Below are 20,213 nucleotides of genomic sequence, written 5' to 3' on the forward strand. Positions count from 1 at the left end.
GAATCCAAGACCGGCGATGCGGCCGGCAAGTTCCGCCGCCTTGGCCACGTCGTCGGCGGGCACGCGCAGGCGCCACAGGGTGCGTCCGCCGCTGACGACATCGCTGAGCGTGGCGCCGGCGATGCCGGCCGCGCTCAGCTGCCCCAGTGCGCGCGAGGCGTTGTCGCGGCTGGAGAAGCTGGCGACCTGCAGCAGGATGGCGCCCAGCGCGCGCGCCGCGGCGTCGGCTGCCGGGGGTGCCGTCGCCGATGCGTCGGCGCCGGCCTGCGTCGACGGAACCATGCCGGTGGAGGCCGGCAAGGCCTGCACGGCCACCGCCTGCGGCGCCGGACCGGCGGCACTTATCTCCGCCGGGCGCGGCGCCGACGCCGCGACAGGCGTGGCCGGCAGTTTCTCGACCAGCTGGTCCATGCGGCTGGGTGGCGGCGCGGCGGCGATGGCGGTGGTCACCGCCGCAGTCGCCGCGCGTCCGCGCACCGGGCGGCGCGCTTCGTTCGAGGCCAGCAGGTTGTCGCTGCCCGGCGCCAGTCCACGCACCTCGACCCGGCCGGTGCCGCGCTGGGTGATGCCCAAGCGCACCGCGGCGGCATAGCTCAGGTCGATCACGCGGCCATCGTGGAACGGGCCGCGGTCGTTGACCCGCACGATCACCGATTCGCCGTTGTCCAGGTTGGTGACGCGGGCGAAGCTGGGCAGCGGCAGCGTCTTGTGCGCGGCGGTGAACTGGTACATGTCGTAGACCTCGCGGTTGGAGGTCAGGCGGCCATGGAACTTGGCGCCGTAATAGGAGGCGGTACCCTGCTCGACGTATTCGTCGACCCGGTCCATCACCCGGTATTCCTTGCCCAGCACCATGTACGGCGACTTGTTGCCGATGGTCGAGCGCGGTTCGTTGCTGACCACAGGTTCGGGGATGCAGTCCACGTCGGGCACATGGTCGGGCGTGGTGTCCTTGACCCCCGGCCGGTACAGGCCGCCGGCGCTGTAGTTGCCACGCGTGGTGGGATCTTCCTGCGCCTTGGCGTAGGGCGATCCTTCGGGACAATGCGACGGGCGCCCGCCACGGCCCTGCACCACGCTGCCGGCCGGCTGACCGTGGCCATGGCCGGCGGACTTCGACCGGGACGGCGCGCTGCTGCAGGCGGCCAGCCCGAGCACGATCAACGCAGGGACCAGCCACTTGATGTTCATGCCGGCGGCAGCTCCCGTCCGGCGATGGCCTGGGACAGCTGGAACACGGCCATCGCGTACATCTTGGAAAGGTTGTAGCGGGTGATCGCGTAGTAGTTCTGGAAGCCCAGCCAGTACTGCTTGCCGTCGCTGCCCTCCAGCGTGATCGGCGTGGCGGTGGCGCCGGCCGCGCGCACCGGCACGACCGGGTGGTAACCCCGCGCGGCCAGTGCGTCGATGCCGAGGTCCGGCGTCCAGTCGACGGGATTGAGTTCCTCGCGGCCGGCATCGAGCGTGGCCGGCACCGCGACCGTGCCGCCGCGCACCCAGCCGCCCTTCTTCACGAAGTAATTGGCGATGGAGGCGAACACGTCGTCAAAGCTGTTGAACAGGTCGCGGCGGCCGTCGCCGTCGCCATCCACGGCGTAATCCAGGTAGCTGGACGGCATGAACTGGCCCATGCCCATCGCCCCGGCATAGCTGCCCTTGAGCGCAGTGATGTCCAGCTTCTCCAGCGCGGCCAGTTCGAACAGCTTGGCCAGTTCATCGCGGAAGAACAGCTCGCGGCGCACCTCGCGCTCGAGCTTTTCCGGATCGCCGCTGCGCGGGTATTTGAACGCCAGCGTGTACAGCGCGTCGAGCACGCGGTGGTTGCCGGCGTTGGCGCCATAGCTGGTCTCCACGCCGATGATCGCCACGATCACCTCGGCCGGCACGCCGGTACGGTCCTGCACGCGCTGCAGTTCGGCGCGGTGCGCGGCCAGGAACTTGCGGCCGCCGTCGATGCGCGCCTGGCTGATGAACATCGGCCGGTATTCGTTCCACGGCTTGACCCGCTCGGCCGGGCGCGACATGGCGGCGATGATCGGTTCGCGGATCTGCGCCTGCGCCAGCATCGATTCGATATAGGCCGGGTCCAGCCGGTAGCGGGCAGCGGTGTCGCGCACGAAGTTGGCGCGCGCAGTCTCGAACGGCACCGGGGCCAAGTCCACCGGCGGCAGGCCGGGCTTGCTTTCCGGCGCGGCTTCGGCCGGCGCGGCGCCCGTGCCGATCGGTTTTTCCGCCGCTTGCGGAGCGGGAGCAGGGGCCTGTGGCTGGGTCGCGCAGGCGACCATGCCCAGGGTGAGACAGCAGACCAGGACGCGTCGAATCATCGGCCGAGGTTAACAGGTCATGGATGAATTTCCATCAATAACACCATGAATCGCAACGGGATTGAAGCGCCAGAACCGGCCTCGCCCGGCCTCGCCACACGTCGCTGCGGCAACCGGAAAAACTGAATGCGCAAATTATAGGAAAGCCCCTTGGTCCGATGTCGGGCAATGCCTGCAGGTGTGGAGAAGAATCCGACACCACCTGCGCGGAGACAGAGGCCATCGAGGGCCGCGACGCATCGCACGGTCCGGCAGGCAATGGGCGGCCGCTATCGCGGCGCTGCGGAACGGGGCGGCTCCATGAAAAATCTGGGCACCGGCCGCACCCCCCATCCCCGTGGGTACGACCGGTGCCCGGACCGGATTCCGGCGCCGCCCGGGCGTCTCCCCACGCCCGGCCAGCGGATCCCGGCCTTGCCGTCCAGCGCGATTGCAAGCCGGCCGCCACGGCGCGATGCGTCCTGTGGCGGGCGCTATTGTGAGGCTTTTGTTAAACGCTGTGTTTGATCCAGATCAACCCGATCCGGACCGGCATCGCACTTTCAGCCGGCATGGACCGGGCGATGCACACGTACCGCCATCACCAGCCCGAAACCCGCCAGCACCGACACGGCGGCGGTACCGCCGTAGCTGATCAACGGCATCGGCACGCCCACCACCGGCAGCAGGCCGGAAATCATGCCGCCGTTGACCATCACGTAGACGAAGAACGCCAGCCCAAGACTGCCCGCCAGCAGCCGTGCATGGGTATCGCGCGCCTGCGCGGCGATCCACAGACAACGCCCGACCAGGAACAGGTAGGCCAGCAGCAGGGCCAGCACCCCCAGCCAACCGAATTCCTCGGCCAGTACCGAGAAGGCGAAATCGGTGGTGTATTCGGGCAGGAAGTCCAGCGAAGCCTGGGTGCCCTGCCCCCAGCCGCGCCCCTGCCAGCCGCCGGAGCCGATGGCGATGCGCGACTGCAGGATGTTCCAGCCGGTACCCAGCGCGTCCGCGGCCGGGTCGATGAAGGTCAGCACGCGGTCCTTCTGGTACTGCCGCAGCAGCCCGAACCACGCCAGTGGCGCGGCCACCGCCAGAGCGCCCAGGCCGGTGCCGATCCAGCCCCAGTGCAGGCCGGCCAGGAGCAGGGCGAATACGCCGCTGGCGGTGACCAGGGTCGCGGTTCCCAGGTTGGGCTGCAGCAGGATCAGGAGCGCCGGCACCCCGATCAGCAAGGCCGACACCGCCACCGTGCGCGGCGACGGCGGCAACGGGTGCCGGTGCAGATACCAGGCGATCATCAACGGCACGCCCAGCTTGAGCAGTTCCGAGGGCTGCAGGTAGAACAGGCCGAGGTTGAGCCAGCGCCGCCCATACTTGCCGGTGCCGATCGCGTAGACCGCCAGCAGCGGCAGCATCGATACGGCGTACAGCCACGGCGTCCACGCGCGCAGCCGCGGCATGCTCACCCGCGACAGCAGCCACATCGCGCCCAGCCCGGCGGCGAAATGCATCGCCTGGCTGCGCACCGGCCCGCCCACGCTGTGCAGCACCGCCAGTCCGGCCGCCATCACCGCCAGCAGCGCGGACAGCAACGGCAGGTCGAGGGTACGGACGGCCTCGCGGCAGGTACGCCCCATCCACGGGAAGATCGGCATGTGCGCTCCTGCGCCCCGGACGCACGGCGCGCGGGCATCAGGGGCGGCGATACAGGCGCGCGCACCGTCCGCGACGGTGCCGGCGCACACTACCCCCGGCCACTTTCGCGAATCTGTCGCGCGGATGCCTCAGCCGTGGCCGCCGTGCACCGGGCTGTAGCTGCGCGCCGCCATCACCAGGCCGAAACCCGCCAGCAGCGATACCGCGGCGGTGCCGCCGTAGCTGATCAGCGGCATCGGCACGCCCACCACCGGCAGCAGGCCGGAAATCATGCCGCCATTGACCAGCGCATAGACGAAAAACGACAGGCCGGTGGCGCCGGCGACCAGCCGCGAATAACCATCGCGCGACTGCACCGCGATCCACAGGCAGCGGCCGACCACGAACAGGTAGAGCGCGAGCACGGTCGCCACGCCGATCCAGCCGAACTCCTCGCTCAGCACCGAGAAGGCGAAGTCGGTGGTCTGTTCGGGAATGAAGTTCAGGTGCGACTGCGAGCCCAGCCCCCAGCCCTTGCCGGCCAGTCCGCCGGAGCCGATGGCGATCTTGGACTGGATGATGTTCCAGCCCGCGCCCAGCGCGTCGCTCTCGGGGTCGAGGAACATCATGATGCGGTCCTTCTGGTAGGGCATCAGGAACCACAACCAGGCCACCGGCGCGACGGCCGCGACACCGCCCACGCCCAGTCCCACCCACCACCAGGGCAACCCCGCCAGCAGCAGTACGAAGGCGCCGCTGGCGGCGATCAGCATCGCGGTGCCGAAATCCGGCTGCAGCATCACCAGCGCGGTCGGGATGCCGATGATCACGCCAGCCACCAGCACCACCGGTATCCGTGGCGGCAACGGCATCCGGTGCAGGTACCACGCCACCATCATCGGCATGCTCACCTTGAGCAGTTCGGCCGGCTGCAGGTAGAACAGCTTCAGGTCCAGCCACTGCCGGCCGTACTTGCCGGTGCCGAGCACGAACACCGCCAGCAGCGGCAGCATCGACAACGCGTAGATCAGCGGCGTCCAGGCGCGGATGCGCAGCACCGGCACCCGCGCGATCGCCCACATCGCCAGCAGGCCCACCGCGAAACGCGCGCCTTGGGCCACCACCAGGCCACTGCCGCCGGCGCTGTCCAGCACCGCCAGCCCCATGCCCATCAGCGCGCACAGCGCGAGCAGCAGCGGCCAGTCCAGGCCGCGGGTGAGCCGCTGTGCCATTTCCAGCAGCCAGCGCAGGAAGTCCCTCATCGCCGTTCCTCCTGCGCCGGTTCCGGTGTCGATGCCGGCGGCGCCGGGGGCGGCGCCGGTTCCGGCGAAGCTTCGGTCGCCGCAGGCGCTGTGCCGGCCGCAGGAGCGGTCGCGCCGGCCGCGCCTTCAACGGCGCCGCTGGCGTCCTCCTGCGCATCTGGCATCACGCCCAGCAGCCACGCATCGAATACCTTGCGCGCGATCGGCGCCGCCGCCGAGCCGCCGTAACCGCCGCCCTCGACCGCGACCGCGATGGCGATCTGCGGGTCCTCGGCCGGAGCGAAGCCGATGAACAGCGCGCGGTGGCGCAGGTGCATCGGCAGGCTCTTCGGGTTCACCGCGGCGGTGCCCTTGCGGCTGACCACCTGCGCGGTGCCGGTCTTGCCGGCCATCCGGTACGCGGCGCCGGCGGCCACGCGCCAGCCGCTGCCGCCCGGCTGCATGGTGCCCATCATGCCTTCGCGCACCGCCTGCAGATTGGAGGGATTGGGGCTGATCGGCCTGGACGCGGGCTGCGCCAGCGGCGTCCAGTCATGATCGAAGGCCACCTTCTGTTCGACCACCAGGTGCGGCGTGCGCAGCTGCCCGGAGGCCAGGCCGCCGACGCCGCGCACCAGCTGCAGCGGGGTCACTTTCCACAGGCCCTGGCCGATGCTGGCGTTGACCATGTCGCCCGGATACCAGCGCTCCTTGCGCAGCCGGGCCTTGGCCGCCGGCGAGGGCAGGATGCCGCCGATCTCGCCGGCCAGGTCGATGCCGGTGGGCTGGCCGAAACCGTAACGGCCGCCCATGTACTGGTCGTAGCGCTCCACGCCCATGTCGGTGCCGAGCTGGTAGTAGTAGGTATTCACCGACTGCGAGATCGACTTGCGCAGGTCGGTCCAGCCATGGCCGCCGCGATTGGCGTCGCCCCAGCCGCGGCTCACGCCCGGCAGGTAGAACATGCCGCGCGAGAGGATCTTGTCCTCCGGCCGGCGCAGGCCGCTGTCCAACCCGGCCAGGCCCAGGAACGGCTTGACCGTGGAACCCGGGGCGACGCCGCCGAGCACCAGGCGGTTGAACTGCGGCCGCGAGGGGTTTTCGTTGAGCCGCTTGAAGTCGGCGTGGGAAATGCCGTTGACGAACAGGTTCGGGTCGTAGGACGGCAGGCTGACCATGGCCAGGATCTCGCCGGTGCGCGGATCGATGGCCACCGCCGAACCTTCCTGCTCGCCGAACGCGGTCGCCATCGCCTGCTGCAGGTCGACGTCGATGGACAGGCGCATGTCGGTGCCCGATTGCGCCGGCACCCGGCCAAGGGTGCGGATCGCCCGCCCCTGCACGTTGGTCTCGACGCGCTCGTAGCCGATCTTGCCGCGCAGCTGGTTCTCGTAATACCGCTCCAGCCCGGACTTGCCGATATGGGTCAGCGCCGCGTTGCCCTCGCCCAGTTCCTGCAGGTCCTTGTCGTCGACCCGGCCCACGTAGCCGATGACGTGCGCGAGCAGGTCGCCGTACGGATAACGGCGGGTCAGGTAGGGCTCCAGCTCCACGCCCGGGTAGCGCCAGCGGTCCACCGCGAAGCGCGCCATCTCCTCGTCGCCGACGCGCAGCTTCAGCGTCACCGGGATGAAGCTGCGCCGCGCCTTGCGCGACTGGTTGAAGCGCTCGATGTCCTCGTCGCCGAGCGAGAAGATCTCCTTCAGCCCGGCTAGCGTGGCCTCCATGTCCTCGACCTTGTTGGGCGTCACGTCCAGGCGGAACGCCGGTACGTTCTCGGCCAGCAGGCGGCCCTTGCGGTCGTAGATCAGGCCGCGCCCGGGCACCACCGGCCGCGCCTTGATGCGGTTGGCTTCCGAACGGGTGGCGTAGACGTCGTGGTCCAGCACCTGCAGCTTGAAATACCAGCCGCCCAGCACGCCGAGCCCGAGCAGCACGCCGAGGAAACCGACCGCCGCACGGCGCCGGAACTGCTCGACCTCGGCCTGCGGGTTCTTGTGCTGGCGCCGCCCGTACATGGCTCAGTGCCCGCGCTTGCCCAGCCGCGCGGCATCCAGCAGCACGTAGACCGGCAGCCACAACAGCATGCCCGGCAGCGGCGCCCACCAGTAGCTCCACGGCAGCAGCGGCTCGGCGGTGAACAGGTGCACGGCGGCGCTGATGATGCGGTCGTTGAGCAGCAGGCCGCCGATCGCCAGCGCCTGCTGCGACAGCGGGAAGAAGCGGATGCGGGCGCGGAAGCGCTGCAGGATGAAGGCGAACACCACCAGCCGCAGCGCCTGCTCGCCGAGGATGCCGCCGTACAGCAGGTCGGCCAGCAGGCCGATGCAGAAGGCGAAGCCCAGCCCGACCCGCTCGGGGGTCTCGATCACCCAGTAGCCCAGCACCAGCGCCAGCCAGTACGGGCGGATCGGCTGCAGCAGTTCCGGCAATGGCACCAGGCCCAGCAGCAGGGCCAGCGCGAGGCTGGCCGGCAATACCCAGCCACGGCTGCGCTGGCGGCTCATCGGCGGTCTCCTGCCGGAGGCGCCGGCGCATCGGTGGCGGGGGCCGGGGACGCGGCCGCAGGCGTCGCCGCCGGGGGATCGGCCGCGGCGGCGGGCGCGGCGCGCCTGGGCGTTTCGCTGTTCGGCGCCGGGCGCGGACCAGGCTCGGTGTCGCCGCCGGCCGGAGGCTCCAGCCCGGCAGTCACCGGCATGCGCGGAATCTCGGGCACCGAGCGCAGCAGCAGCACGTCGCGGCCACGGTCCAGCTTGGCCGCCGGCGCCAGTTCGCCGACCAGGAAGGCATGGGTGTCGTCCGGCCGCAGCTCCAGGATCCTGCCCACCGGGAAACCGGCCGGGAACCGCCCGCCCAGTCCGGAGGTGACGATCTCGTCGCCCACTTCCACGCCGGCGCTGAGCGGGATGTCGCGCAGTTCCAGCCGGTCGCCGCGGCCATAGGCGATCAGGCGCACGCCGTTGCGCGCCACCGTCACCGGCACCGCATGGTCCGGGTCGGTCAGCAGCAGCACGGTCGAATGCAGCGGGGTCACCGCGATCACCTGGCCCATCAGGCCGCCGGCGTCGATCACCGCCTGGCCGATGTGCACGCCTTCGCGGCTGCCGGCATCCAGCACCAGGCGCTGCTTCACCGGGTCCAGGTCGATGTCCAGGATCGGCGCCAGCTGCACGTCCAGGCCGCTGCGCTCGGCCACGTTCAGCAGTTCGCGCAGCTGGGCGTTGTCCAGCGCGGCGGTCTGCAGCCGGGTCAGCCGCGCGTTGGCCAGCAGCAGCTGGTTGCGCAGTTCGCGGTTCTCGGCGACCAGCTGGTTATGGCTGGCGGCGTTGTCGCGCACCGAGGCGCCCACGCGCCCGGGCAACCCGGCCAGCGCCCACACCGGCTGCACCGCCAGGCCGGCCTGCGTGCGCAGGCGCGCCAGCCAGCCGCCCTGGTCGTCCAGCACGATCAGGATGATCGCCAACGCCAGATAGGCCAGCAGCCGCAGGGTGCTGCTGGCGTCGCCCTGGCGGGAGGCTACGGGTGGACCGGCATAGGGCGGCACGACGGACTTCGGCAGGAAAAATACGGCGGAAGGATGCGACGACGCCCCGGCGGTGCGATGCCCGGCGCCTGCGCGCCGCGGGCACCGCGCCGCAGAGGCGCGTGCGCGGTACGGAACGGGTGCGGCTTATTCCGGCGCAAAGAACTCGTTGCCGTGCATGTCCACCAGCTCCAGCGCACGGCCGCCACCGCGGGCCACGCAGGTCAGCGGATCGTCGGCCACCTGCACGTGCAGGCCGGTTTCCTCGGAGATCAGGCGGTCCAGGTCGCGCAGCAGGGCGCCGCCGCCGGTCAGCACGATGCCGCGCTCGGCGACGTCGGCGCACAGTTCCGGCGGGGTCTGCTCCAGCGCCAGCTTGACCGCGGAAACAATTCCCGACAGCGGCTCGTGGAGGGCTTCGAGCACCTCGTTGGAGCTGATCTTGATCATCTTCGGCACGCCCTCGGCGAGGTTGCGGCCGGAGATTTCCATCTCGATCACTTCCGCCTGCGGGTAGGCGCAGCCCAGCTCGACCTTGATGCGCTCGGCGGTGGCTTCGCCGATCAGCATGCCGTGGTTGCGGCGCACGTAATTGGTGATGGACTCGTCGAAGCGGTCGCCGCCGATGCGCACCGAGGCCGAATAGACGATGCCGTTCAGCGAGATCACCGCCACTTCGGTGGTGCCGCCGCCGATGTCGATGACCATCGAACCGCGCGCCTCGGTCACCGGCATGCCGGCGCCGATCGCCGCTGCCATCGGCTCCTCGATCAGGAACACATCACGCGCGCCGGCCTCCTCGGCCGATTCCTTGATGGCGCGGCGCTCGACCTGGGTCGAACCAGCCGGCACGCAGACCAGTACGCGCGGGCTCGGGCGCAGCACGCGCGACTTGTGCACCTTCTTTATGAAGTGCTTGAGCATCGCCTCGGTGTAGGTGAAGTCGGCGATGACGCCGTCCTTCATCGGGCGGATGGTGGTGATGTGGCCCGGGGTACGGCCGAGCATCTGCTTGGCCTCGGCGCCGACCGCGGCGACCGAGCGGGTGCCGCCGATGGCGCGGTCCTGGCGCACGGCCACGACCGACGGCTCGTTCAGCACGATCCCCTGCCCACGCACATAGATGAGAGTGTTGGCCGTGCCCAGGTCGATGGACAGGTCATTGGAGAACATGCCGCGGAGTTTCTTGAACATCTGGGGAGTGATCCTGAGGGCGCCCGCCCACGCCGGCTGGCGAAAAAATGGGCAGAAATCGGGGGCTGGCTAGCCTATCAACCCACCCCGGCACGGGCAAGGAAAATCCATGTCCGCAGCGGGTCCGGGAGGCGCTGCGCAGCGCCGGTGGCGATACGTGGTTCTGGCCGCGCGCCGCCGCAGCCGGTAACCTTATGCACTTTGGCGCGCGTCCGCGCCGCCCCGCCTGCGCCCGCATGGCGGCGGTTTCCCCTTACCCGTATAGGCCCGTCCGCGATGTCCGCTCTGATCTGTGGTTCCCTTGCCTTCGACACCATCATGGTGTTCCCGGACCAGTTCAAGAACCACATCCTGCCGGACAAGGTGCACATCCTGAACGTGTCCTTCCTTGTCCCGCGCATGCGCCGCGAGTTCGGCGGCTGCGCCGGCAACATCGCCTACAACCTGCACCTGCTGGGCGGCGCGCCGATCCCGATGGGCACGGTGGGTTCGGACTTCGGCCCGTACCGCGAGCACTTCGACGCGCTGGGCATCGACCTGAGCCGCGTGCGCGTGATCGACGAGCTGTTCACCCCGCAGGCGTTCATCACCACCGACCACGACAACAACCAGATCACCGCCTTCCACCCGGGCGCGATGATGCGGTCCTACGAGAACCACGTGAAGGACGTGCCGGGCGTGACCCTGGGCCTGGTCGGCCCGGACGGCCGCGAGGGCATGATCCAGAACGCGATCGAATTCAAGGAGATGGGCGTGCCGTTCATCTTCGATCCGGGCCAGGCCATGCCGCTGTTCAACGGCCCGGAACTGCGCGCCTTCATCGAGCAGGCCGACTACGTGGTGGTCAACGACTACGAGTCCAACCTGCTGCAGGAGCGCACCGGGTGGAACGAGAAGGAGATCGTCGGCCGGGTCAAGGCCTACATCACCACCCGCGGCCCGAAGGGCGCGGTGATCCACACGCCCGAAAAGAGCTACGACATCCCGCCGGCGCACGAGCGCCGCGTGGTCGACCCGACCGGCTGCGGCGACGCGTTCCGCGCCGGCCTGATCTACGGCATCCAGAAGGGCTACGACTGGCTGACCATCGGCCGCATGGGCAACCTGATGGGCGCGCTGAAGGTCGAGCACCCGGGCACGCAGAACCAGCGCTTCGACTTCGACGAGTTCAACGAACAGTTCAAGCAGCAGTTCGGCTACGCGCTCTGATCCGGCAGGTCCGGACATTGACGGAAACGGCGCCGGAAGGCGCCGTTTTTCGTTGCGCCGCCGCGCAGGCCCACGGTCATTCCTGCGGGCGGTAACGCGCCGCCTCGCGCTCCAGCCAGGCCTGCAGCTCCCGCCCGCCGACGCCTTCGGCCTTGGCGCGGCGCAGGCAGTCGAGCATGTAACGCCGCTTGTCCTCGTCGTCGCCGGCCAGGGACAGCGCCAGGTCGCGGTCCATCCAGCGCCGGAACATCACGTACAGCACCACGTGCAGAGCGATGGCCAGCAGGCTGACCATGAGCACGATCGCCAGGTCCATCAGCACACCTCCCTCGTGGCCGGGGCCGGCACCGGTGCGCGCACCTGCGCAAGTTCCTGTTCCAGGGTGAATTCCTCCGGCCTGCGCCGCAGGTTGCCGGCACGGAGCACGGTGCCGCCGGCCAGGTAGAACAGGTAATGCTCTCCCGGCTGCAGCGCGACGTTGCCGAAACCCGCCGACGGCAGGCAACCGAGGGCGTCGAGCCGGTTCGCCGGAGCGACCTGCAGTTCCGCGTCCTCCGCCCCCTTGATCCGCTGGCGCACGCGAACCCGGGCGCCGTCCGGCACGGTCGCCAGGACATCAGCGATCACGATGGTGTCGGCCCTGGCGGCCAGCGCGGCGGCCAGGGCCTGCTGCCGCTGCAGGTCCCCGGCCACGAGCCGGCGGTGCGTGTCCGCGTCCAGGCTGCCGCATGCAGCCACCGGCAACGGCAACAGGGCAAGCAGCGCGCACAGCCAGCCCGCGCGGGACGTACCACCCCACGACCGCATCGAGCCGCCGGCCACCGCCATCACGATCAATCCCAGCCTGCGGGCATCTGGCTGCCGTCCAGGCCGCCCGTCTCGAACACCGCGGTCCGGGTGCCGCCGGCCTTTACCGGGAACTCGATGCGGATCACCTTGGCCTTGCGCGCCAGCCGCCACAGGCCGCGGTTGTCGGTGATGAACATGGCGATGGCCTCGTCGGTGTCCGGACGGTGCGCGGCCATCCGCCGCGGCGCCTGGTCGTCCACCGTCACCGTGACCTGGCAGCTGGCGTAGCAGGCCTTGGCGAAATCGCCGGCCTGCAGCACCAGATAGGCGTGGCGTTTCCATTCCGGGTGGTCGCGGAACACCAGCTGCACCACCTTCGGGCCGCTGCCGTCGACATCGACCCGCTCCTTGCCCTGGATCATCGCCGAGCGCTGCACGCCCTTGCTGCCGACCGACACCTGGTTGTAGCTCCAAAGGCCCTGCATGCGCCGCAGTTCGCGCGCGGCCTCGGCCTTTTCCTTTACCTCGGCAAAGCCCGGCTCGATGCGCCTGGCCGCTTCCGAGTCGGCGAACTGGTCGAGCAGCGCCGCGCCGTGGACGCGCGCCTTCTCCCACTCGGTGGCGGTCACCGCCGCATCGTAGAGCTTGGCGATGCCCTCGGCATCGGTCTCGCGCTTGGCGCGTTCCTGCGCGGCGGCGGCCTCGCGCTGCTGGCGCTCGGCCTCCGGATTGCCACAGGCGGCCAGGGCAAGGACGCACAGGGCGCCGAGGATCAGGGGTTTCATCGGGCAACTCCGCAGGGACAGGGCGCGGCGGTGCCGCGCGGCGTCCACCACTTTAAACACCCATGCGGCGATCCGTCATTCCTGTGCGCCGCGTGCGCTCATTCCTTCGCCCGCGGTGCCCTCACGCCACCACGGCGTGGCCGGCGCCGGCGCGCGGATGTCCAGCCGCTCGCCCATCACCGGCGCGGCCAGCGTCACGCCGTGCTGCCGCGCCAGCGCGGTGATCCGCTCGAACGGCTCGGTCCAGGGATGCAGGGCGAGGTCGAAGGTGCCGTTGTGGATCGGCATCAGCACCTTGCCGCGTACGTCCAGGTGCGCCTGCAGGCTCTGCTCCGGCTGCATGTGCACATCGGGCCAGTCGGCATCGTAGGCGCCGGTCTCGACCATCGCCAGATCGAAGGGGCCGTAGCGTTCGCCGATGCGGGCGAAGCCATCGAAATAGCCACTGTCGCCGCTGAAGAAGATCCGCGTGCGGCCGGTATCGAGCACCCACGAGGCCCACAGCGTGCGGTTGCCGTCGGACAGGCCCCGGCCGGAGAAATGCTGGGCAGGCGTGGCGGCGATCTTCAGGCCTTCTACCTGCGTTTCCTGCCACCAGTCCAGCTGGGTGATCTTTTCCTGCGGCACACCCCAGGCCAGCAGGCGATCCCCCACGCCCAGCGCGGTGACGAAGTGCCGCACCTTCGGTGCCAGCGCCAGAACCGCGTCGTGGTCGAGATGATCGTAGTGGTCGTGCGAAATGATGACCCCGGTGATCTCGGGCAGTTCCTCGATCGACAGCGGCGGCGCATGGAAGCGCTTCGGCCCCATGAACGAGAACGGCGACACACGCTCGGAGAACACCGGATCGGTCAGCCAGAAGTGGCCCTCCAGCTTCATCAGCAGGGTCGAATGACCCAGTCGCCACAGGCTGTCGTCCGGTGCGTCCAGCAATGCCTGCCGGGTCAGGGCATGCACCGGGATCGCCACGCTTGGCGTTGCATCGGTCGGCTTGTGGAACAGGAAGCGCCACCACACCCTGGCACCGCGCACGAAGCCGAGCGGAACCCGCCTGGCCACATTGTGGAAACGCCCGTCGCCGTATTGCGGCGAGCGGTCATAGGAGGCGGCAGGATGCGCACCGCAGGTCAGCAGGCCAATGGACATGGCAATCAGCACCGTAACGAGAAGGAGGAAACGAGGCAGGCGACGCTTCATGGCTGGGCTTGCCGGGAAAAGTACACCAGCGAGTCTACTTTCATCTCAAGAAAAGTAAACTGAACGGTGTAAAATAGCCGCATGAACCAGCCCAAGCGCCCCCTCCGCCTGACCGACCGCAAACGCGCGGCGATCCTGCGCGCGGCGGTCGCCGAGTTCCGCGAACTGGGCTTTGCCGGCACCAGCATGGACCGCGTCGCCGCTGCCGCCGGGGTATCCAAGCGCACCGTCTACAATCACTTCGCCAGCAAGGATGAGCTGTTCACCGCGATCCTCTGGCAGCTGTGGGAAGCCAGCCAGTCGCTGGACGCGCTCGCCTACGATCCGGCCCGGCCTATGCGCGAGCAGCTGCTGGCCTTCGTCGCGCAGAAACTGCGCCTGCTCAGCGACGCCAGCTTCATCGACCTGTCGCGGGTGGCCATGGCCGAACTGGTGCATGCACCGGAACGGGCACGGGTGATGATGGGCAAGCTGGCCGAGAAGGAAGAAGGCCTGGCCACCTGGATCCGCGCCGCACAGGCCGATGGCCGCCTGCGCGACGACATCGCGCCGGCCGACGCCACCCACCAGCTGCAGGGCATGGTCAAGGCGTTCGCGTTCTGGCCGCAGATCGCGATGGGCGCCGCGCCCCTGGACGCCAGCGCACAACAGCGGGTGATGCACGACTGCGTGGACATGTTCCTGGCGGTGCGCGCGCTCACGCCCTGAGCGCAGCGCCCGCCCGCTCCGGCAGCCTGCCGCAGGAATCATTGTTCGGCTGCACGAACGGCCGGAATGACTACAGCTGTAGTTACTTTTGACACTGCGGCGGCGACCTCGCCCTTCATACACTCCGCGAACACGCCCGCCGGGCCCTTCGCAGACATACGCAACGTGCGCACTTCCCTGACACTGTCATCGCTGCTGTTGTCCGCATTCCCGTTCACCTCCTTGGCCGCCGATCAATGGATCCTCGCCACCGATCTATGGGGCAACAGCGCCCGGCAGACCTTGGATCTGGACGTGCAAGGCACGCGTGTCAGCGGAACATTGGGCGGCGACCCGATCACCGGCAGCTTGAACGGCGCGCAGCTGAAGTTCACCGCAACCGGCAGTGACGGTCAGGTCTATCACTACGACGGGCGCATCGACGGCAGCCACATGCAGGGCCGCAGCGATGAGCCGGACACCAACAACCGCAGCGCGCGTGCAGCGCATGATTTCAGCGCCTGGCGAGTACCGTCACCGCCGGACAAGGCACCGCGCCTGCACCACTTCACCCCAGGCGACTACTCCAATACCTTCAGCGCCGACCGCGCGCCGGCGCTGGTGATCTGGCCCGGCGACTCGGTGCAGACCAGAACCCTGGATTCCGGTGGCGTCGACGAGCACGGCATCACCCGCGCCTTGTTCGGCAACCCACAGGTCGGGCCGTTCTTCGTCGCCGGTGCCGAACCCGGCGACACGCTGGCGATCACCATCAGCTCGCTGAAACTCAACCGCGACTATGCCGACAGTCTCGACGGCATCGTCGGCCGCCTGAAGACGCCGCGCATCGCCACCGAAACCGCGACGCTGGGCAAGCCGGTCCGCTGGGAACTGGACCGCGTGCGTGGCATGGCACGCCCGCAAGGCGCGAGTGGCGCGTTGAAGCACTTCGAGATCCCGGTCAAGCCGATGCTGGGTGGCCTCGCTGTTGCGCCGGGCTTCGGCTACCCGCCGTTCTCCACCGGCGACACCGGCGATTTCGGCGGCAACATGGATTTCAACGCCGTGGCCGAAGGCAACACGGTTTACCTTGAGGTGCGGCAGCCCGGCGCATTGCTGTATGTCGGCGATGGCCATGCGCTGCAGGGCGATGGCGAAACCAGCCAATGGGCGCTGGAGACATCGCTGGATGTGGTGCTGAAGGTTGACCTGATCAAGAAGCAGTCCATCGCCACGCCGCGCGTGGAATCACCGACGCAGATCATGACCCTGGGGCAGGCCGGCTCCAGCGACGATGCACTGCGCCTGGCGACATCGGGGATGCTGCAGTGGCTGCGCCAGTCCTACGGCCTGGATATGTCGCAGGCTACCCAGGTGCTGGGCGTGGCGGTGCAGTACAACGTGGTCAATCTTGCGGGCCGCAGTGTCGGCGTGGCGGCGAAGATAGACAAGGCGGTACTGAAGGGCCTGGCGCTCACGGCGGCAAAGACCAGCAACTGAGGGCTGCGGTCGAAATCTGATTGCGGCTACGGTGCAGGAAGCCGACGGGCTCGGGAGCGTCGTACAACCTGCACAACAACGCCGCCACCATGTAGTGCCGAGCCATGCTCGGCAGGGACCTCCCCGCGAAAGCCCCAGCCGAGCGTGGCTCGGCTCTACAAGAAAGGGTTCGCGCGAAGGGCCCCGGGTGCGCTGCGCTTGCGCGGGCTGCGACGCCTGCGAAGCCCTCAAACCTGGAGCGGCGCAAAAACAAACGGCGAGCCAAAGCTCGCCGTTTGGGTTGAAGCAAACCTGGCCGATTACGGCTGCGGCGCTGCGTCCTGCTTCGGCGCGGCTTCGGCCTTGGCGATCATGTCGGCCACCGAGGCGGTGGTGATCGGGTGATAGCCCGGCTTGGCCTTGGCAAAGACTTCCTTGGCGAAGGCCAGGCCTTCCGGCGTCTTCAGCAGCTCGGCGTAGATCGGCAGGATCAGCTTGCGGCGGCCGACCTTCTGGATGAACTCGCCGGCGGCCGGCTGGGCCTGGGCATAGCCGCTGCGGATGGCCAGCGGGTACCAGCGCATGGCGATCTCGCCGTTCGCCGTACCGGTGAAGCGGTAGGCCTTGTCCAGCTGCTCGAGCTTGGCCACCGGCACGGTCTTGCCGAGGCCGTCGATGAAGCGCACCCATTCCTGGGTGGTCCACTGGCCGGTCACCTGGTTGCTCGGCAGCTGCTCGCTGCCCAGCCAGGCGATGCGCGCGGTGTCGACCACGGCGAAGCTGCGCGAGCGGGCCTTCGGCGCGAACGACGGGATGCCCGGCTCGTCCAGCCACGCGTGCAGTTCGGCCTCGGTCACCGCGGTCGGGTTCTTCGGCAGCAGGTTCTTCTTCAGGTACTCGACGAACTGGTCGGTGTTGGCGCTCTGGAAGGCGTGGTCATCGAACCAGCCGCGCAGGAACGGATCGAACACTTCGCGGCCGAAGCGCTGCTCCAGGAACTGCAGGAACCACGCGCCCTTGACGTAGGCCACCTGGCTCAGCGCGTCGTCCGGGTCGCGCTCGGTCAGCGGCGGCAGCGCCAGCGCCTGGTCGGCCGGGCTCATGTCCTTCACTTCGTTGAGCAGGTCGGTCTGGTCGATCTCGCGCTCCATCTCAGCCGCTTCCTGGCCGTACAGCGCCTCGGTGATGCGCGCCTGCACGTAGGTGGTGAAGCCTTCGTTGAGCCAGATGTCCTTCCAGCTGGCGTTGGTCACCAGGTTGCCCGACCAGCTGTGCGCCAGCTCATGGGCGACCAGCGAGACCAGCGACTTGTCACCGACGATCACGGTCGGGGTGGCGAAGGTCAGGCGCGGATTCTCCATGCCGCCGAACGGGAACGACGGCGGCAGCACCAGCATGTCGTAGCGGCCCCAGCGGTATTCGCCGTACAGCTTCTCGGCGGCACCGATCATCTTCTCGGTGTCCTCGAACTCCTTGGCGGCCTTGTTGACCATGGCCGGCTCGGCCCACACGCCCGAACGCGACGAGATCGGCTCGAACACCAGGTCGCCGGCCGCGATGGCCAGCAGGTAGGACGGGATCGGCTGCGGCATCTTGAACGTGTAGTCGCCGTCGCGCGCGGCCTTCGGGTCGTTGTCGGCGCTCATCAGCACCATCACGTCCGGGCGCGAGACCACGTGCGCGCTGTAGGTGAAGCGCACGCTGGGAGTGTCCTGCAGCGGCACCCAGGAACGGGCGTGGATGGCCTGCGACTGGCTGAACATGAAGGGCAGCTTCTTGCCCTCGGTCATGGCCGGATCCAGCCACTGCAGGCCCGAAGCGGTCGGCGCGGTGTGGTAGGTGATGCGCACGCTGGCCGGCTGCTGCGGCGCCTGGATGGTCAGCTTGCTGCCGAACACCTTGTCCGCCGGCGCCAGCTCGAACTGCAGCGGCGCGGCGGCGCCGTCGGCGGCCAGCGCCTCGACCTTCTCGATGGTCAGTTCGCGGGTGTCCAGCACCAGCTGCTGGGCGCCCTTGTCCTTCCATTCCAGCGCGTAGGTGGCGGTGCCGCCGATCTGCTTCTGGTCGAAATCGACCTTCAGGTCCAGCGCCAGGTCCTTGATGACGACCTTGTCCGGCTCGGCGTAGGAGCTTTCATCGTGGCTGCGGCTGACGGTGTTCACGGCGGCGGCGGGCTTCTCGGCGACGGGATCGGCAACGGGAGCGGCGGGGTCCTTGGCGCAGCCGGCGACGAGCGCGACGGCCAGGGGCAGCATCAGGAAGGGTGAACGCATGGGATTACCTTTGCGGCGGAAAACGGTGGAGAGGAACGCGGGAGGCGGGAAGGACGGGGGGAGCCGGCTGTCGCCGCCCCGTCTTTGGCCTAGATCTTGTAGCCGGAATGGATGGCGACGATGCCGGCGCTGAGGTTCTTGTAGTGGCAGCGGCCGAAGCCGGCCTCGCCCATCATCGCCTTGAGCTCTTCCTGCGGCGGATGCTTGCGGATGCTCTCGGCCAGGTACTGGTAGCTGTCGCCGTCGCCGCGGGCGAACAGCCTGCCCAGCTTCGGCAGCACCTTGAACGAGTGGAAGTCGTAGATCGGCTTGAACCAGTCGGCGGTGACCTCGGAGAACTCCAGCACCCGCGCCTGGCCGCCGACCTTGAGCACGCGGTACATCTCGCGCAGCGCGGCGTCCTTGTCGGTGACGTTGCGCAGGCCGAAGGAAATGGTCACCAGGTCGAAACTCTGGTCCGGGAACGGCAGCGCCTCGGCGTTGAGCTGCACCCACTCGAAGCCGGACACCTGGCCGCGGTTGATCAGGCGGTCGCGGCCCACCGACAGCATGCCGGCGTTGATGTCGCCCAGCACCACGCTGCCTTCATCGCCGATGCGCTCCTTGAGCAGCACGGCGATGTCGCCGGTACCGCCGGCCAGGTCGAGCACGCGATCGCCCGGCTTCACCTGCGCCGTGGCCACGAAGTAGCGCTTCCACAACCGATGGATGCCCAGGCTCATCAGGTCGTTCATCAGGTCGTAGTTGTCGGCCACCGACGTGAACACCTGGCCGACAAGCTTCTGCTTGTCCTTGGCCGGCACGTCGCGGAAGCCGAAGTGGGTGGTGCCGCTCTTGTAGGGGGATTCGCTCATGCGCCCGATTATCGCACTCCCGCGCCGGCGGCGCGGCGGCCCCCGGGAACGGGCCGCTATCATGGCCGGCCACCCCACGGATGCCTGCCCCATGATCGCCACCCCCGACTACCGCGCCCTGCTCGACACCGCCGTCGCCGAAGCCCGCCAGGGCCTGGCCGAGGGCGGCATCCCGATCGGCGCGGCGCTGTACCACAACGACGGCCGCCTGCTCGGCTGCGGCCACAACCGCCGGGTGCAGGAAGGCGACCCGTCGATCCACGGCGAAACCGACGCCTTCCGCAAGGCCGGCCGCCAGCGCGGCTACCGCGACACCCTCATGGTCACCACCCTGGCACCGTGCTGGTACTGCTCCGGGCTGGTGCGCCAGTTCAACATCGGCACCGTCGTGGTCGGCGAATCGGTGACCTTCGGCGGCGGCATCGACTGGCTGCGCGAGAACGGGGTCAAGGTCATCGACCTGAACGATGCCGGCTGCATCGAGATGATGAGCCGTTACATCGCCGAAAACCCCGAGGTCTGGAACGAGGACATCGGCGAATAAGGGCGCCGCCGCGCTCCCTGGCGGCTCCGGCCATGCCCCGCGGGCCATTGCGCGGCCCTGGACATGCGCGCTCGACGGCCCCGCCGTAGCGCATCCGGGCGTGACGCGGCGCATGCCCGGCCGGTCCGGCCGTCACGGCGCCACCTGCCTGTCATCGATACAGGCTATGCTCGGTCGTGCAGGGGGGCACTGCCATCGAGGTGACGCGATGCATCTTTCGCCCGTACATGGACTCCATCGGCAATCGCTGCGCCAGGCCGGCGAACGGCTGCGCGCCCACTATGCCCGCCATCACCGCTCCGCCGCCTTCTGGGATGCCTACCAGCAGATCCAGAACGAACTGGCCGACGAATTCCCCGAGCACCGCGCCGAACTGTGCAACCGCATGGCCGCCTTCGCGCAGCGGCTGGGCGCGGTGGAGGAAGCGCAGCTGCTGGACGCGGCCGTCCATCACGACTGACCGGCCCGGCCACAGGAACGACAACGCCGGGGCA

19 protein-coding genes are annotated in these 20,213 nt (G+C 69.0%); 5 read left to right on the forward strand and 14 right to left on the reverse strand.

What is annotated here, in order from left to right; all coding sequences use genetic code 11:
- From ABB22_RS13650 to ABB22_RS13685, 8 genes are all read right to left on the reverse strand, one after another.
- On the reverse strand, positions 1-1,191 hold a 1,191-nt coding region (locus tag ABB22_RS13650), incomplete at its 3' end, for a septal ring lytic transglycosylase RlpA family protein (RefSeq protein ID WP_057505276.1).
- Complete coding sequence (gene mltB / locus ABB22_RS13655; protein WP_057505277.1) at positions 1,188-2,324, reverse strand: lytic murein transglycosylase B; 1,137 nt, start codon at positions 2,322-2,324, stop codon at positions 1,188-1,190. The genes mltB and ABB22_RS13650, both read right to left, overlap by 4 nt.
- A 542-nt stretch (positions 2,325-2,866) precedes the next feature.
- Positions 2,867-3,964 (reverse strand): rod shape-determining protein RodA, encoded by a 1,098-nt coding sequence (rodA, locus tag ABB22_RS13660; RefSeq protein WP_055772329.1) that lies wholly within the window; start codon positions 3,962-3,964, stop codon positions 2,867-2,869.
- Positions 3,965-4,093: 129 nt separating this feature from the next.
- Positions 4,094-5,206, reverse strand: coding sequence for a rod shape-determining protein RodA (gene rodA / locus ABB22_RS13665; protein WP_055772332.1), 1,113 nt, complete (start codon positions 5,204-5,206; stop codon positions 4,094-4,096).
- Positions 5,203-7,203: a penicillin-binding protein 2 gene (mrdA, locus tag ABB22_RS13670; RefSeq protein WP_057505278.1), complete on the reverse strand. Its 2,001-nt coding sequence runs from the start codon at positions 7,201-7,203 to the stop codon at positions 5,203-5,205. Before mrdA ends, rodA (ABB22_RS13665) begins: the two co-directional genes overlap by 4 nt.
- 3 nt (positions 7,204-7,206) lie before the next feature.
- Positions 7,207-7,692 (reverse strand): rod shape-determining protein MreD, encoded by a 486-nt coding sequence (mreD, locus tag ABB22_RS13675; protein WP_055772338.1) that lies wholly within the window; start codon positions 7,690-7,692, stop codon positions 7,207-7,209.
- Positions 7,689-8,729 (reverse strand): rod shape-determining protein MreC, encoded by a 1,041-nt coding sequence (gene mreC, locus ABB22_RS13680; RefSeq protein ID WP_082443765.1) that lies wholly within the window; start codon positions 8,727-8,729, stop codon positions 7,689-7,691. Before mreC ends, mreD begins: the two co-directional genes overlap by 4 nt.
- 126 nt (positions 8,730-8,855) lie before the next feature.
- Positions 8,856-9,902, reverse strand: coding sequence for a rod shape-determining protein (locus tag ABB22_RS13685; RefSeq protein ID WP_005419402.1), 1,047 nt, complete (start codon positions 9,900-9,902; stop codon positions 8,856-8,858).
- Positions 9,903-10,178: 276 nt separating this feature from the next.
- On the opposite strand from ABB22_RS13685, the gene ABB22_RS13690 reads away from it, so the two are divergent.
- Positions 10,179-11,111, forward strand: coding sequence for a carbohydrate kinase family protein (locus ABB22_RS13690; RefSeq protein ID WP_055772341.1), 933 nt, complete (start codon positions 10,179-10,181; stop codon positions 11,109-11,111).
- Positions 11,112-11,187: 76 nt separating this feature from the next.
- On the opposite strand, the gene ABB22_RS13695 is transcribed toward ABB22_RS13690, so the two are convergent.
- The 4 genes from ABB22_RS13695 to ABB22_RS13710 form a co-directional block, all read right to left on the reverse strand.
- Positions 11,188-11,427: a hypothetical protein gene (locus ABB22_RS13695; RefSeq protein ID WP_055772344.1), complete on the reverse strand. Its 240-nt coding sequence runs from the start codon at positions 11,425-11,427 to the stop codon at positions 11,188-11,190.
- Entirely contained in the window at positions 11,427-11,939 is a 513-nt protein-coding gene (locus ABB22_RS13700; RefSeq protein ID WP_152984183.1) for a hypothetical protein, read from the reverse strand. The genes ABB22_RS13695 and ABB22_RS13700 overlap by 1 nt, the downstream gene beginning before the upstream one ends.
- A gap of 5 nt (positions 11,940-11,944) precedes the next feature.
- Positions 11,945-12,685, reverse strand: a complete 741-nt coding sequence (locus tag ABB22_RS13705) for a hypothetical protein (protein ID WP_055772351.1) — start codon at positions 12,683-12,685, stop codon at positions 11,945-11,947.
- A gap of 75 nt (positions 12,686-12,760) precedes the next feature.
- A complete protein-coding gene (locus ABB22_RS13710) occupies positions 12,761-13,831 on the reverse strand; it encodes an MBL fold metallo-hydrolase (protein WP_425477807.1) in 1,071 nt (356 codons plus the stop codon).
- A gap of 132 nt (positions 13,832-13,963) precedes the next feature.
- On the opposite strand from ABB22_RS13710, the gene ABB22_RS13715 reads away from it, so the two are divergent.
- Both ABB22_RS13715 and ABB22_RS13720 read left to right on the forward strand, forming a co-directional pair.
- On the forward strand, positions 13,964-14,590 hold the full coding sequence (locus ABB22_RS13715; RefSeq protein ID WP_055772357.1) for a TetR/AcrR family transcriptional regulator: 627 nt from the start codon (positions 13,964-13,966) through the stop codon (positions 14,588-14,590).
- Positions 14,591-14,755: 165 nt separating this feature from the next.
- A complete protein-coding gene (locus ABB22_RS13720) occupies positions 14,756-16,069 on the forward strand; it encodes an acetamidase/formamidase family protein (RefSeq protein WP_200911407.1) in 1,314 nt (437 codons plus the stop codon).
- Positions 16,070-16,368: 299 nt separating this feature from the next.
- On the opposite strand, the gene ABB22_RS13725 is transcribed toward ABB22_RS13720, so the two are convergent.
- Both ABB22_RS13725 and ubiE read right to left on the reverse strand, forming a co-directional pair.
- A complete protein-coding gene (locus ABB22_RS13725; RefSeq protein WP_055772360.1) occupies positions 16,369-18,321 on the reverse strand; it encodes a M1 family metallopeptidase in 1,953 nt (650 codons plus the stop codon).
- A gap of 89 nt (positions 18,322-18,410) precedes the next feature.
- The gene (gene ubiE / locus ABB22_RS13730) at positions 18,411-19,175 is read right to left on the reverse strand and encodes a bifunctional demethylmenaquinone methyltransferase/2-methoxy-6-polyprenyl-1,4-benzoquinol methylase UbiE (protein ID WP_055772363.1); all 765 of its coding nucleotides are present in this window, start codon (positions 19,173-19,175) and stop codon (positions 18,411-18,413) included.
- A 91-nt stretch (positions 19,176-19,266) separates the two neighbouring features.
- Between ubiE and ABB22_RS13735 the strand changes: the two genes are divergently transcribed.
- Together ABB22_RS13735 and ABB22_RS13740 are read left to right on the forward strand one after the other, a co-directional pair.
- The gene (locus ABB22_RS13735; protein ID WP_055772366.1) at positions 19,267-19,719 is read left to right on the forward strand and encodes a nucleoside deaminase; all 453 of its coding nucleotides are present in this window, start codon (positions 19,267-19,269) and stop codon (positions 19,717-19,719) included.
- Positions 19,720-19,927: 208 nt separating this feature from the next.
- Positions 19,928-20,179: a hypothetical protein gene (locus ABB22_RS13740; RefSeq protein WP_055772369.1), complete on the forward strand. Its 252-nt coding sequence runs from the start codon at positions 19,928-19,930 to the stop codon at positions 20,177-20,179.
- Positions 20,180-20,213 lie beyond the last annotated feature (34 nt).

The organism is Stenotrophomonas nitritireducens (assembly GCF_001431425.1).
GTDB lineage: Bacteria > Pseudomonadota > Gammaproteobacteria > Xanthomonadales > Xanthomonadaceae > Stenotrophomonas > Stenotrophomonas nitritireducens.